The 14098-nt window shown below is 45.3% G+C and carries 12 protein-coding genes; 10 read left to right on the top strand and 2 right to left on the bottom strand.

Features of this window, described 5'->3' with window-relative positions:
* Positions 1-1017 precede the first annotated feature (1017 nt).
* The 4 genes from HMPREF2955_RS08715 to HMPREF2955_RS08705 all read left to right on the top strand — a co-directional run bounded on the left by HMPREF2955_RS08715 (position 1018) and on the right by HMPREF2955_RS08705 (position 5760).
* A complete protein-coding gene (locus HMPREF2955_RS08715; protein WP_070722709.1) occupies positions 1018-3399 on the top strand; it encodes a TonB-dependent receptor in 2382 nt (793 codons plus the stop codon).
* 158 nt (positions 3400-3557) lie between these two features.
* Positions 3558-5123 carry an acyl-CoA carboxylase subunit beta gene (locus HMPREF2955_RS08710; RefSeq protein WP_070722707.1) on the top strand — a complete coding sequence of 522 codons (1566 nt, stop codon included), beginning with the start codon at positions 3558-3560 and terminating at the stop codon, positions 5121-5123.
* 42 nt (positions 5124-5165) lie between these two features.
* Complete coding sequence (locus tag HMPREF2955_RS16245) at positions 5166-5324, top strand: hypothetical protein (protein ID WP_009229805.1); 159 nt, start codon at positions 5166-5168, stop codon at positions 5322-5324.
* Between the two features lie 7 nt (positions 5325-5331).
* On the top strand, positions 5332-5760 hold the full coding sequence (locus tag HMPREF2955_RS08705) for a biotin/lipoyl-containing protein (RefSeq protein ID WP_070722706.1): 429 nt from the start codon (positions 5332-5334) through the stop codon (positions 5758-5760).
* 166 nt (positions 5761-5926) lie between these two features.
* On the opposite strand, the gene panD is transcribed toward HMPREF2955_RS08705, so the two are convergent.
* A complete protein-coding gene (panD, locus tag HMPREF2955_RS08700; protein ID WP_019188422.1) occupies positions 5927-6274 on the bottom strand; it encodes an aspartate 1-decarboxylase in 348 nt (115 codons plus the stop codon).
* Positions 6275-6280: 6 nt separating this feature from the next.
* On the bottom strand, positions 6281-7132 hold the full coding sequence (gene panC / locus HMPREF2955_RS08695; RefSeq protein ID WP_070722703.1) for a pantoate--beta-alanine ligase: 852 nt from the start codon (positions 7130-7132) through the stop codon (positions 6281-6283).
* A gap of 199 nt (positions 7133-7331) precedes the next feature.
* On the opposite strand from panC, the gene HMPREF2955_RS08690 reads away from it, so the two are divergent.
* The 6 genes from HMPREF2955_RS08690 (at position 7332) to HMPREF2955_RS08670 (ending at position 12936) form a co-directional block, all read left to right on the top strand.
* On the top strand, positions 7332-8141 hold the full coding sequence (locus HMPREF2955_RS08690; protein ID WP_044260568.1) for a glycogen/starch synthase: 810 nt from the start codon (positions 7332-7334) through the stop codon (positions 8139-8141).
* Between the two features lie 36 nt (positions 8142-8177).
* On the top strand, positions 8178-9575 hold the full coding sequence (locus HMPREF2955_RS08685; protein WP_070722700.1) for a DUF4270 domain-containing protein: 1398 nt from the start codon (positions 8178-8180) through the stop codon (positions 9573-9575).
* 16 nt (positions 9576-9591) lie between these two features.
* Positions 9592-9708 (top strand): dehydrogenase, encoded by a 117-nt coding sequence (locus HMPREF2955_RS16570; protein ID WP_210401296.1) that lies wholly within the window; start codon positions 9592-9594, stop codon positions 9706-9708.
* Positions 9709-9833: 125 nt separating this feature from the next.
* Positions 9834-10469 carry an HD domain-containing protein gene (locus tag HMPREF2955_RS08680; protein ID WP_070722699.1) on the top strand — a complete coding sequence of 212 codons (636 nt, stop codon included), beginning with the start codon at positions 9834-9836 and terminating at the stop codon, positions 10467-10469.
* Positions 10470-11147: 678 nt separating this feature from the next.
* Positions 11148-11354 (top strand): hypothetical protein, encoded by a 207-nt coding sequence (locus HMPREF2955_RS08675; RefSeq protein ID WP_044260633.1) that lies wholly within the window; start codon positions 11148-11150, stop codon positions 11352-11354.
* Between the two features lie 46 nt (positions 11355-11400).
* Positions 11401-12936: a hypothetical protein gene (locus HMPREF2955_RS08670; RefSeq protein ID WP_139145521.1), complete on the top strand. Its 1536-nt coding sequence runs from the start codon at positions 11401-11403 to the stop codon at positions 12934-12936.
* Positions 12937-14098 lie beyond the last annotated feature (1162 nt).

Below are 14098 nucleotides of genomic sequence, written 5' to 3'. Positions count from 1 at the left end.
CGATTCTCGCGAAGGTTGGTTTTGATGCAAAAAGCGGTTAGTATGTGAATGCAGCGAAATGAATATTTATTTGGATAGACCGCCATTTTCACCCTTATTTTGGTTGTTTGCTGCTAAATTCGGTGCGTTTTGCCGCTAAATGCAGTGCATTTTGGTGCTAAATGCACTGCGTTTTGGTGCTAAATGCAGTGTGTTTTGGTGCTAAACGCAAGGTGAAATGCTGCAAAACGTAGTGCAAAATGCTGCTGAATGCAAGGTGAAAAGCATAAAAATACACAGTAAACGGTATAAACAAAACCTTTTTCGCCATTAAAAATAGGACTAAAAAGGACAAAATGGGCATTAAAAAGTGGGGTTTTAGGGTCTAAAAGCGTGTGATTGGGCTGGGTAAATTATGAGCTGACAACCAAACTAGACAGGCTAAATGGTGCAAAAAGCAGGTGGTTTTCTTAAAAGTAAACAATTTTAAGGGTGTGAAAGGTTAGAAATAGTAGCAATTTTACTACTTTATAACCAGTTTTCTCGCTAGAACGGAATGAAAATTAGAAGCTTATTGTAAAATAAAAACAATAAAATTAAGTCTTTGAGTTGATGAGTTGATGGACTTGTAAGTTGGTGGGCTTGTAAGTTGACGAGTTTGTGAGCTCGTGAGTTGATGAGAGTTGATGAGGTCGCGAGTTGGTGGGCTTGCAAGTTGATAAGTTTGTGAGTTGACGAGTTTGTGGGCTTGTAAGTTGATGAGCTTGTGAGTTGATAAGTTTGTGAGTTTGTGAGTTGGTGGGCTTGTAAGTTGATGAGTTGATGTATTCGTGTGTTTATAAACCAGAGAGTTGGTTTGCTCTGCACTCCTCTCTATTCTAGAAACATTAAAAGTCTAGGCAACTTCGATATGTTTTGGAACTAAAACGGCATAAGTCAGTGGGCTTTTGTTGGCTGTTATCCCTCAACAGGCATTGCCATAGCAACAAATCTCCTCATGGTATGCAATTTTTATGGCCGCATTACGTTATACTTGCGATGAACCGTTACGTTATATTGATTTGTGCGACTGTGTTGTCGCTGTTGTCTACGAGCCTGAACGCCCAGACGTTTACGCTGCAAGGGCGTGTCACCGACGAGAAAATGTCGCCCATTGAGCTAGCCACTGTCTCGGTGTTGAGCCAGGGCAAGGTGGCGCTTACCTCCTTGAAAGGCGAGTTCAACCTTACTTTGCACTCGGCCGACTCGGTGGTGGTGAAGTTTTCAATGATTGGCTACAAAACCAAAACACGTGTTTTGAGAAATCCGCGGGGCAAACAGACGTTGCAAGTGGTGTTGCACGAGGGCGACAACACGTTGGGGGAGGTGAGCATTACTGAGATGCGCCGACAGACGGGACAGACACAAGAACTGAAAAAGGATGTAAACAAGCTTGCCCCAACGGCTAGCGGCAATGCCGTGGAAGAGTTGATACAGGCACAGGCAGGCGTATCAACGCATAACGAGCTTTCTTCTCAATATAATGTTCGTGGAGGAGCGTTCGACGAGAACAGCGTATATATTAATAATATAGAGGTGTATCGCCCGTTCTTGGTGCGCAGCGGACAACAAGAAGGCCTATCGGTAATCAACCCCGATTTGGTGGAAAAGATTGGATTTTCAACGGGAGGCTACGCTGCTAAGTACGGCGACAAAATGTCGTCGGCATTGGATATTACCTACAAACGCCCCACACGGTTTGAAAGTTCCTTGTCGTTGAGCCTGCTAGGCGGGTCGGCTTACGTGGCATTAGGCAGTAAAACGTTTTCGTGGAGCAATGCCGTGAGGTACAAAACAACCAAATATCTGCTTGGTTCGCTTGAAACAAAGGGCGAGTATAGTCCCAATTTCTTAGACCATCAAACCTATCTTAGCTATATTCCCAATAAGCGGTGGCAGATAGATTTCATAGGCAACATATCCAACAACCAATTTAACTTTACGCCGGCCGACCGCGAAACAAAGTTCGGCACGATGCAAAACGTGCGCTCGTTCAAGGTTTATTTTGATGGGCAAGAGAAAGACTTGTTTCGCACTTACTTCGGTTCGTTAAGTATCAAACGCAACTTTGGCGATGCCACATCGCTCGCTTTGGTTGCCTCGGCCTTCCAAACCAAAGAGAAAGAAACCTACGACATACAAGGACAATATTGGTTAACGCAGACCGAAACGAGCGAAAACCTTGGTGTGGGAACGTATTTTCAGCATGCACGTAACTTTTTGCAGGCTCGAGTAACAAGCTTAAAGTTGGTGTTTGCCCACAAGTCGAAACAGCATGAGGTGGAAAGCGGCGTAACATTAAAGCGCGAACATATTGAGGAACGCAGTCATGAGTACGAAATGCGCGATTCTAGCGGATATAGCATACCACATACAGGTACCGACTTACACCTTATCTATTCGCTTAGGGCTAGAAATCAGCTCGATGCAAATAGGGTAGAGGCCTATGCGCAAGACACTTATCGGTTTGGTGGTAAAAACGAGAACACACGTTACACCCTTAACTACGGCATCAGAATGAGCCATTGGGACTTTAATAAGGAAACAATCGTTAGTCCGCGCGTGTCTTTGGGCATCGTTCCAGCCTTCAACTCCAATCTTACATTGCGTTTTGCGGCAGGCCTTTATTATCAAGCCCCATTCTTTAAGGAATTGCGCGACACTTCGACCGTGAACAACGAGACGCGCGTAACGCTTAACAAAAAGATAAAGAGCCAACGCTCGTTGCATCTCATTGCAGGCATGGACTACAGGTTTAACGTGTCGGGACGTCCCTTTAAGCTTACGGGCGAATTGTATTATAAGGCTTTGGCCAACCTCGTTCCTTACAGTGTGAACAACGTGAAGGTGGTTTATTATGGAGATAACCTCAGCAACGGGCATGCGGCAGGTATCGACTTAAAGCTTTATGGCGAATTTGTTCCAGGCACAGACTCGTGGATTAGTCTTTCGTTGATGGATACGCGCATGAAACTGAATGGCAAGTCATTACCTCTTCCTACCGATCAACGCTACTCGATAAACATGTTTTTCACCGACTATTTTCCCGGAACCGACCGTTGGAAGATGTCGTTGAAGTTGGCTTTTGCCGATGGGCTGCCATTCTCTGCACCGCATAGGCAACTGGAAAGCCACTCGTTTAGGGCACCGGCCTATAAGCGCGCCGACATCGGTATGAGTTATCGACTGCTAAATAATGAGCAAAGAGAGAAGAAATCGCCGTTTAAGAATATTTGGTTGGGCGTGGATTGCCTGAACCTCTTTGGCATAAACAACGTAAACAGCTACTTTTGGATTACCGATGTAACCAACCAGCAGTATGCCGTGCCCAACTATCTTACTGGTAGATTGATAAATGTGCGTGCACTTTTCGAGTTCTAACGAGGTGCCAGAAAACCGCTAATGCTTGTCCGACAAGCAGAAAAATATACCCAGTAAAACATGTAAAGGACAACAAAAGGGACATAAAATTAGATTATTACGTTCCTTTTGTCTAACTTTGCAGATATTTTGAGAATAAGGAAACAATTAAATAACTTATGAGCAAACAAATAGAAAAAATCAAGGAGCTTATCGCAAAGCGCGAACAAGCCCGTCTTGGTGGTGGCGAAAAAGCTATCGAAAAACAACACGCACGTGGCAAATACACAGCTCGCGAGCGCATAGACATGCTTGTAGACGAAGGTAGCTTCGAAGAATACGACATGTTTAAGTTGCACCGTTGCCACAACTTCGGCATGGAAAAGAAACAATACCTTGGCGACGGCGTGGTTGCTGGCTCGGCAACTGTTGATGGAAGGCTCGTGTATGTGTATGCGCAAGACTTCACGGTGAACGGTGGTTCGCTATCGGAAACGATGTCGCAGAAGATATGTAAGATAATGGACATGGCCATGACGATGGGCGCACCCGTTATTTGCATGAACGACTCAGGAGGCGCACGCATACAAGAAGGTATCAACGCACTTGCAGGCTATGGCGAAATATTTGAGCGTAACATCCTCGCAAGTGGCGTAATACCCCAAATATCTGGCATCTTTGGTCCGTGTGCAGGTGGTGCAGTTTACTCGCCAGCGCTTACCGACTTCACGCTGATGATGGAAAACACATCGTATATGTTCCTTACTGGTCCCAAAGTGGTTAAGTCGGTAACGGGCGAAGACGTGGATTCGGAGAACCTTGGCGGCGCATCGGTACACGCAACGAAGAGTGGTGTAACCCACTTCACGGCCAAAACCGAAGAAGAGGCTATGGACATGATAAAGAAGTTGCTAAGCTATATCCCCTCGAACAACACCGAGGAGGCTCCACATGTGGCTTGCGACGACCCCATTAACCGCATGGATGACAGCCTGAACGACATTCTTCCCGACGACCCCAACAAGGCTTACGATATGTATAAGGTGATTGCGGCCATCACCGACAACGGCGAATTCTTTGAGGTTCAGCCTAAGTTTGCCAAAAATATCATCACGGGTTTTGCACGTTTCAACGGGCAAAGCGTGGGCATCGTGGCCAACCAACCCTCAGCTTACGCGGGTGTGCTAGACGTAAACGCATCTAGAAAGGGTGCACGTTTCGTGAGATATTGCGACGCTTTCAACATTCCTATCGTTAGTTTGGTAGACGTTCCTGGTTTCCTTCCCGGTACAGGACAGGAGTACAACGCTGTTATCTTGCACGGTGCACAGCTGCTTTACGCCTACGGAGAGGCTACTGTGCCTAAGATTACCATCAACTTGCGTAAGAGTTACGGCGGTAGCCACATCGTTATGGGCTGCAAGCAACTTCGCGCCGACCTTAACTTTGCATGGCCAACAGCCGAAATCGCCGTTATGGGTGCATCTGGTGCCGTGGCCGTTCTTTGTGCTAAGGAGGCAAAGGAGAAAAAAGATGCAGGCGAAGATGTTAAGGCATTCTTAGCTGAAAAGGAAGAAGAGTATACAGAGATGTTTGCTAATCCTTACCAAGCTGCACAGTATGGCTATATCGATGATGTTATCGAACCACGCAACACGCGTTTCCGCATTTGCCGCGGCTTAGCCCAACTCGCAACTAAGCGTCAGAGTCTGCCAGCCAAGAAACATGGTTGCATGCCCATGTAATAGGCATAGGTAAGTTGCAATAATTATTTATCATTATCAATTATGGCTACGAAAGACAAGAACATCTATGCTGCCATCGCATTGGCACTTCACGAGTTCAAGGGCAATAACGTGCACGACAAAGAGCCTGGTTTCATTACTATCAAGAAACGAGACACCCTTTGGAATGCCAAATTCCTTTCAATGACACAAAAACCATAAAGAAAGTATGAAAGAATACAAATATACCATCGATGGAAAAGAATATAAAGTGTCCATCGGTGACATCGAAGAGAACGTTGCAGAGGTAACGGTTAACGGCGAAAGTTTCAAGGTTGAGATGGAACCGGAGGCCGAACCCGAGAAGAAAAAGGTGGTTTTGGGCGCGCCTGCACCAGCGGCTGCCGCAGAAGAAAGTGCTGCTCAGGCTGCCAATGTCAACACGGCCAATGCCATTAAGGCACCTCTGCCTGGCGTAATTACAGAGATTAAGGTGGCCGTTGGCGACACCGTTGCTGCTGGCGACACGCTCGTTGTGCTTGAAGCGATGAAGATGGCCAACAACATCGAGGCTGAAAAGGCTGGTAAAGTTACGGCTGTTTGCGTTAAGCAAGGCGAAAGCGTGCTTGAAGACACTCCGCTTGTAGTGGTGGAATAAAAACGGCAAACGCTTGCCTTCGCGCTATCAAACGCAAAGGGAGATAAGAAATGAGCTTGCAAAAGGGCTGGACACGGCCTTATTTGCAAGCTCATCTTTTTTGTTTAGTCAGAAATAGGCGGCCACTTTCTTGTTGATGGGCATTAGCCCAAGCCGCCATTATCTGCTATTTGGATACCTTATTGTTTTCGGGAAACACCACGGTGGGCTTAAATTGCTTGGCCTCTTCAAAGTCCATGAGGGCATAAGACATGATGATAACCGTATCGCCCACCAACACTTTGCGAGCCGCTGCGCCGTTAAGGCATATTTCGCCACTGCCGCGTTGACCCTTAATGATGTAGGTTTCAAACCTTTCACCATTATTGTTGTCTACAATCTGCACCTTTTCGCCCGCAATCATATTGGCCGCATCCAGCAAATCCTCGTCAATGGTGATGCTGCCCATATAATTGATGTTGGCCTCGGTAACCGTCACACAGTGCAGTTTAGATTTCAACACTTCGATAAGCATACTCTTTTATCCTTTATATTTAATGTGGTCGATAAGGCGAATTGGAGTTTCGCCACAATAAACGGTGATGCAACCAACCACGTACGGGCTGGCATTCCAATTGTCGAGGTTGGTCAGTGTTAGTCCGTCAACGATAGAAAAGTATTCAACTTCCAATCCCTCGTGCGCGTTAATCTCATTAATAACCCACTTTCGCGTTTCTTCAAGCGTAAGGGTTTTGGCCTTGTCAAGGCTTTCCTTTAAGGTTTTGTAAATGTTGGCGGCCAGCTTTCGCTCATTAGGCGTAAGCCTTTCGTTCCTCGAACTCATCGCCAATCCGCTCTCTTCTCTTACGATGGGGCATTCAACAATCTCAATGTTGCTGCCCATAAATTCCACTAAACGTTTCACTACGGCAATCTGTTGCCAATCTTTCTCACCGAAATAAGCCTTGTCGGGCTGCACGATGTCGAACAAACGGCTCACAACTTGACACACACCGTTGAAGTGTCCTGGGCGTTTAGCGCCTTCCATCACCGTTGTTACGGGCGGAAAATCGAACACGCGCGTATCGGGAGTAGGGTAAATCTCGTTCACCGAAGGGGCAAATACGTAGTCGGCACCCACCTTTTCGAGCAGTTTACAGTCGGCCTCCAATGTTTGTGGGTAATGTTCAAGGTCGCTTTTGTCGTTAAACTGTGTGGGGTTTAGGAATATGCTAACAACAGTAACGTCGTTATCTTTCACCGAACGCTCCACCAACGAGGCGTGTCCGGCATGCAAAGCGCCCATCGTTGGCACGAAACCGATGGCGGAATGTTGTTTCCTATGGCAAGATAATGCATCTTGCAGGTCTACAATCTTTGTAAAAACTTTCATTGCTATGTATCTTCTAAGCGCATGCAAAATAACTGCTTTTTTCTTAAATAAGAAAGAATATCATTAAAAATATACCAAAAAGCAATGGCCCGAACTTCAAATAGCAAGCGTTTCGCCCTGTTTCTCAATGTTTTTTTGTACCTTTGTAGTCGGTTTTAAGAAGTGGGATGCCAGTTGTCCCAGCAAAACAAAGTCAAGTATGTCAAAAAAAATCTTATTCATTAATCAAGAGATAACCCCGTATGTTCCCGAAACGGAAATGTCTCTAATGGGCTACAATGTGCCGCTTAACATCCAAGAAGCCGGGTACGAGATACGTACGTTCATGCCTAAGTGGGGAAACATCAACGAACGACGCGGACAATTGCACGAGGTGATACGCCTATCGGGTGTCAATCTCATTATCGACGAAACAGATCACCCGCTGATTATCAAGGTGGCGTCTATTCCCTCGACAAGAATTCAGGTGTATTTCATTGACAACGACGACTATTTCATGAAACGCCAAATGGCTCTCGACGAAAGTGGGATGCCCTATTCTGATAACGGACAGCGCGCCATCTTCTTCGCACGAGGAGTGTTGGAGACGGTTAAGAAACTGCGTTGGAACCCCGACATCATTCATTGCCAAGGCTGGATGGCCGCCTACATCCCCGTGCTTATCAAGAAAGCATTCAAAGACGAACCCGCTTTCGCCAACACAAAGGTGGTAACCACGCTCTTTAACCACGGCTTGGAAGGGGTGCTTGGACACCATTTCAAGAAGACTTTGGAGTATAAGTCGATAAAGGCAGCCACACTGTCCGAGTTCAGCCCCGAGTTCGATTACACTGAACTGGAAAAGCTGGCCATTGCTTTTAGTAACGGCGTGATTGAGGGCAGTGAGGGAATAAAACAAGAACTACTTGATTATGCAGACAAGAAGGGAGTTCCCGTGTTGAAGTATCCAGGCAGTGACTTTACCGAACCTTATAAAAAGTTCTACGAGGTGGTATATCCTCAAAAATAAATACAAGCCCCTCCTCATTCAATACACTGAACGAACATGAATCTAAAAGCAATTATACCTATCGCCTGCATGGCCCTAGCCATTGTAGGTTGCGACGATAACACCGACACCTTGGGCGGCTCACTCATCAAGGAAGGCAGCTTTGTTGTGGCCACCGACTCGTTTCCGGTAGCCAGTAACTCTGTGGTTGTAGACTCGCTGTTGTCTAAAAACACCATCGCTTACCTTGGAAAAGTGCGCGACCCAGAAACGGGTTCGTACATTACTGGCGACGCAATGATTCAGTTGCACAGCTTGGCCAACCTTGGCTTGCCTGTTAAAGACAGCATCGTAAGCAAGCAAGGCAACGACATTTATGCCGACTCGTGCGAATTGTTCTTGCCTTTTGACAAGTCGTACGGCGACTCTACCGTGGTGATGACGCTCAACATGCGCGAGATGGAGAAACCCATGTTGGAGAAAAGGACCTTTTATACCAACTTTGATGTCGAAGCTGGCGGCTACTTGCGCACTTCAAATGCCATCAACAAAGATGTAAGTTTCAACCTTACTTCGGCTGCTGGCAAAACAAAAGGTATCCTTATCCGCATGAACGAGCAATACGTTGCCAAAGACGGAACGGCTTATAAGAACTTCGGTACTTACTTGTTGCAGACCTACGACAAGCACCCCGAATACTTCAAAAATACGTACACCTTCCTCAACAAAGTACTTCCTGGTTTCTACTTCAAGTATAAAGGTGGATTAGGTGCAATGGCGCATGTTGAGGGCTGCTTGCTCAATGTGTTCTATCGTTCTAGGATCAAAGGCAAGGATTCAACAACGTGGGTGTCGTTTGCTGGGACGGAAGAAGTTTTGCAATACACCAAGATAACCAATTCGGTAGACAACGCCACCTTGCTTGGCGACAGCAAGCACACCTATTTGAAAACGCCGGCAGGCTTTTTCACGCAGCTTACCATCCCCGTGGAGCAGCTGACGCGAGGACACGAAGGCGAGAACATCAACCAAGTGAAGTTAACGGTGCCTCGCGCCAATAACTCCACTAAGAGCAAGAACGCGCTTGATGCCGCCAACAACGTACTGCTGTTGCCCGTAGACAGTGTGGATAGTTTCTTTAAGCAAGACATTTTGATGGACAACAAAACATCGTTCTTGGGTTCGCTTGCGGCAAACACCTACACGTTTGACAATATCGCCAACGTGGTGAACGTGATGAAAAAGGCCGATCGCACCAAACCCAATTGGAACAAACTGATGATTGTGCCTGTAACCGTAACCACTGTTACACGTCAAAACCAGTCGGGCGGCAAGGAAACTGTAATCACGAAGATTGTACACAACATGTCGTTAACCAGCACCAAGCTGCTTAAAGGCACCGATACAGCGGGTAGCCCCATAAAGCTTAGCGTGATTTACACCAAGGTTCAATAACGCAAAGGTGTTAACAATGGCCGACAATTATATTGAAAATAAGAACCAAGCGTACGAGGAACGGAAAAAGAAATGGCTTAAAAGCCAACAACGTTACCCCGTAAACTTGTCTGGCAACAGGAAGAAAACATAAACAGAGGCTACATTTCAGAGCAGACCGCACATAACGCCTGCTTAGTATAGACGCCTACGTAAAAAGGAGGATCGAAATAAGCGTTTCCTCCTTTTTACGTTTATCACTTAAAACAAGAAACCCTCATGGCAGTATCGTCTGTACAACTAGATTTGATGGAGTTTGTAGAACGAAACATACTTCCACGTTACAATCAGTTCGATCGTGCCCACAACATGGCACATGTTATGCGCGTAATTAAGCGTGCTTTGGTGTTGGCCGAGAAGATTGGAGCCGATGTTAACATGGCATACGTGGCTGCTGCCTATCACGATTTAGGCCTTGAAGGGCCAAGAGCCATACACCATATCACTAGCGGAAAGATACTAATGGCCGACCAACGCTTGCGAAAATGGTTTACCAAGGAGCAAATCGTAACGTTGAAAGAGGCCGTTGAAGACCATCGGGCGTCTAGTTCGCGTTCGCCACGAAGTGTGTATGGCAAGATAACTGCCGAGGCAGATAGGGATCTGGAGCCTGAAATGGTGTTCAGGCGCACGGTGCAATACGGACTAACTCAGTATCCTGAGTTGAGTAGGGAGGCGCAATGGGAACGCTTTGAACGACATCTCAACGAAAAATATTCTACTTCGGGCTACATCAAGTTATGGATACCAGGCTCGATAAACGAACAATATCTTAACGAGATACGAAATATCTTGCCCAACAAAGTATTATTGCGCCAATGGTTCGACCGCCTTTTTGAAGAGGAAACGCGCTAAGAGACAAATTGCCTACCCGCCCTTGCATACGTAATTATATAATGATACACTTTAGTTTTGGGTTCGAATTTAAGTAACCCGTGCTAGGATGAATTGCATTTTCGGCTTACTGCACAAAGATAACAACCCCTCTCCATTTACAGAAACCTTAAAAGTCAAGACGGCTTCATGCTCCGAAAGCTGAAACTCAACATAACTTTGTCGTGTTGTTTTTCAGTTTCACTTATTTATTATCTCCTTTTTCCAGATATTTATGATAGGTTAATGTGATGTAATATAATTTTACTAAAACATTTGTTTAATTTAGGATTATTGACTATCTTTGCCCTATGCAGAATATAAACTTAACACATATACTCATAAATTTAACGATAGGGCCTAAGCGGCGTGCACTCGCTGCGGATAAGTTTGCGCTACGCCCACATGTTTGCGTTTGCCCATTATCGGGCAAGCATAATGTGAATGTCAACCATAACTCCTAGGTTAAAAGCGAGGGTGACCGCATTTTAATAAGGGATTTCTAGTAGGACATATCCCAACTACATCGTGCTATGGATAACCAACCTACCTTCCTACACCAATTGTGAGGAACCACATTCCCACCTCGTCAGCCGTTTGCCCAAGCCTATAACACAAGGGACACAGGCAAAATCGCTCCCCATTAAAAACAGCAATGCCATGAAAAAGAAAGGAGAAACAAAATGCCAATACACGGCGCCCCGTAGCTGGGTGATTGCTACAGACTTTGAAAACTTAATGAATGAGACCTCATTCAACAACAAAAACGGACATAAGGAAGCCGGAGACGACAACCAAGATTTGGACGCAAAACAAGGGCTTTTCGATGAGGAGCCAGACATCTTTGTGAACGATGGCTACCATTAAGGTGGCGTTTAGCATTTATAAAACACAACCGAAATCATTTAAGTCGATGAAAAAGTTTACTTTACTCTTAACAATAGGATTGTTGCTAATGGGTTGCAACAATGAAGACCTAACTATGGACAGTGCCTCACAACAGCCAAGAGAGGACGAAATACTCACCACTTTTAACGAAGTGGACAGTGCAACGCGAACCACTGGCAGCTACTACGACCACGGAAAGCATGGGCGCGGTTTACTTTTTTATTGGTCGGCAGGCGACAAGATATTTGTTAATGATGGCACAAAACTTAACCAAAGCGTTAAAGACAACATCAATGGAAGCCCTAGGAAAGCGACTGCAAGTTTTTCTTTACCAGGAAATTACACCAAGACTTTTTATCGGGTTCGCTACACGGGCAAAAACGGATCTCCAAACAAGGTCGTAATAGCCGCAACGCAAATGCAAGAGTCGCCCAACGACGCACAGCACATCGGCAAGGATGGAGATTGCGGCATAGCCATATCCCACAGGCAAGGTAAGAAATATTTGTTCACGCTCACCCACGAGGCATCGTATGCCACGTTCGTTCCATACAACAGATATGGGCCAACACCTTCCGTTTGCCTAAGGGGTGTAAAAGTAAAGGCCGACCAGGCTATCTGTGGGACATTCAATTTCACCGATTATGGCTTGGACTTAGGCTCGCGCCCTGTTCCCACTAGTGCGAACAAGAGCATCAACATGCCTTTTAATTTCTTCTTAATTCCATATTCACACCCCGTTGCAGACACCACGGTGACGATGGTTGTAGCGCCTGGCGAGTACACAAACTTTACTGTTGAATATTCCGTATACGACATTTTCCGAGAGAAGTTCGCTACGCTCACGAAGAAATACCCAGGTAAGGTTACGTTCACAAAGGGTAAAAACAAGAGGATTTCGCAAGACCTGCCATTGATGGACGACAACTATTATATGTGGGATGCCGGCAACGACTACTGGATGGGGCATAAAAAGTTTCAACCATCTCGCCCCAATTTTAGTGATGGTAGCTATCCTAGGTCTTGGGATCACTTGCGTTGGTACAACAATATTAAGGGATACACGGACTATTCGGGAACTGCGCCTGCGGTGTTGCCTATGTTCGACCATTTCAAAAGGTGTCCGAATGTAAACGAAATATACTGGTATGTAAAGTATGGAGACCCCCACTGGGACAACACAACGCCGTGGTTCCTCATGGGAGAAGTATATACGGGTGGGATGTGGCTTAGGAAAAGCAGCAAAATACCAGGATTTTCTAAGACGCATGCCCCAGATAAAACCACGGATTATACGAAAAGTACCGAGATTGCCCAATATTGCAACTGGAGTGTCGCGCAGGGTAAGCCTGCCAATGTTGACGATTACTTTTTTCTGCCAGCTTCGGGACATTACTATGAGGGGGTGTTCAATTCCATTCCATCAACCGGTTATTACTGGACGAGCACCCCTTACCCTTTCTACAGCGAAATTAGTTACAGTCTTAACTTCTCTTACAACTTTATATGTATAACTGGTAATGGGCGAGATGCAGGTTTTCGGATATGGAAAACCCAGTAATAAATTCGGGGCAGATCTGTAAAGCGTGATCTACATTGGGTAAGAGGGCTGCGGGGCATTTGTTGTAACGACAAGAACACAGCAACATGGTTTCGATGCCCCACATGGGAGCGGTTATGTACAGAGCCCTGCCTTGGATATGTTTGAGGTTGTAAATAGGCTTGCTATTATTTGGTAATATCGCTGAAAACGCTTACCTTTGCACAGCAAAAAGAGACAGATATGGGGGTTGTATCGATTTGATTGGGGTACTCTTCAAAATAAAATCGAAAACCGAGAAGAATTCTTTTGCTAATGGCGGGCCACGACCTTCGGGTTAGCTGTAAAGCCGGTGGATTACAAAGGCGGGGAACTCTCAAATCATGTATAGCTCAGAGTTTTCATCACATCATCGGTACGACCCTTTTTTATATTAGGCAGGAGTTTCTTCCTGCCTATTTTTTTTAGAAGAGGTCGTCTTGACTTCTTATATTTCTATAAATTGAGAGGAGTGCAGTAGACAAGCCAACTCTCTAGCTTGTAAACTCACAAAAGCCCAACAACTCCCGAAGTCATCAACTCACAAATTCACAAGATCCCCAACTCCAAAGCCTATTAATTCAAGACATCATCAACTCCAAAGCTCCCCAACTCCAAAGCTTATCAACTCCAAAACTCATCAACTCCAAAACTCATCAACTTAAAGACTTATCAACTCAAGAACTTATCAACTCAAGAACTCATCAACTCAAAAGCTCCCCAACTCCAAAGCTCATCAACTCAAAAACTCATCAACTCAAAAGCTTAAATTCTTATCTTTTATTTTACATTGCTGCTCTAATTTTCGTACCGTTCTAGCGAAAATATGGGTCAAAAAGTAGTAAAATCGCTACTATTCCTAGTCTTTCGTGCCTTCCAATATGTTCAGTTTAAAGAAAAAGACCTGCATTTTGTACCATTTAGCCTTTCTAGATTGGTTGCCAGCTCATTATTTTTTATACCCAATTACCCACTTTTAGCCCCCAAAACCTAACTTTTTAACGACTATTTTGCCTTTTCCGGCCATGTATTTCATGGTTCTAAATGGTTTTGTTTATACAAATCCGGTGCATATTTATGCTTTTCGCCTTACGTTTAGCAGCACATTGTACTGCATTTAGCACCATTTTACCTTGCGTTTAGC

The sequence above is a fragment of the Prevotella sp. HMSC073D09 genome (genome assembly GCF_001814145.1).
In the GTDB taxonomy this organism is placed as follows: Bacteria; Bacteroidota; Bacteroidia; order Bacteroidales; family Bacteroidaceae; genus Prevotella; species Prevotella conceptionensis.
The sequence above is the reverse complement of the archived record's forward strand: the minus strand, read 5'-3'. Positions and strand labels throughout refer to the sequence as shown.

Bases quoted from the DNA above. Each gene is read 5' to 3' on its own strand.
- HMPREF2955_RS16245 (WP_009229805.1), top strand. From the start codon at position 5,166: ATGGCTACGAAAGACAAGAACATCTATGCTGCCATCGCATTGGCACTT.
- HMPREF2955_RS08675 (WP_044260633.1), top strand. From the start codon at position 11,148: ATGAAAAAGAAAGGAGAAACAAAATGCCAATACACGGCGCCCCGTAGC.
- HMPREF2955_RS08705 (WP_070722706.1), top strand. From the start codon at position 5,332: ATGAAAGAATACAAATATACCATCGATGGAAAAGAATATAAAGTGTCC.
- HMPREF2955_RS08685 (WP_070722700.1), top strand. From the start codon at position 8,178: ATGAATCTAAAAGCAATTATACCTATCGCCTGCATGGCCCTAGCCATT.
- panC (WP_070722703.1), bottom strand. From the start codon at position 7,132: ATGAAAGTTTTTACAAAGATTGTAGACCTGCAAGATGCATTATCTTGC.
- HMPREF2955_RS08715 (WP_070722709.1), top strand. From the start codon at position 1,018: ATGAACCGTTACGTTATATTGATTTGTGCGACTGTGTTGTCGCTGTTG.
- panD (WP_019188422.1), bottom strand. From the start codon at position 6,274: ATGCTTATCGAAGTGTTGAAATCTAAACTGCACTGTGTGACGGTTACC.
- HMPREF2955_RS08680 (WP_070722699.1), top strand. From the start codon at position 9,834: ATGGCAGTATCGTCTGTACAACTAGATTTGATGGAGTTTGTAGAACGA.
- HMPREF2955_RS08690 (WP_044260568.1), top strand. From the start codon at position 7,332: ATGTCAAAAAAAATCTTATTCATTAATCAAGAGATAACCCCGTATGTT.
- HMPREF2955_RS08670 (WP_139145521.1), top strand. From the start codon at position 11,401: ATGAAAAAGTTTACTTTACTCTTAACAATAGGATTGTTGCTAATGGGT.
- HMPREF2955_RS08710 (WP_070722707.1), top strand. From the start codon at position 3,558: ATGAGCAAACAAATAGAAAAAATCAAGGAGCTTATCGCAAAGCGCGAA.
- HMPREF2955_RS16570 (WP_210401296.1), top strand. From the start codon at position 9,592: ATGGCCGACAATTATATTGAAAATAAGAACCAAGCGTACGAGGAACGG.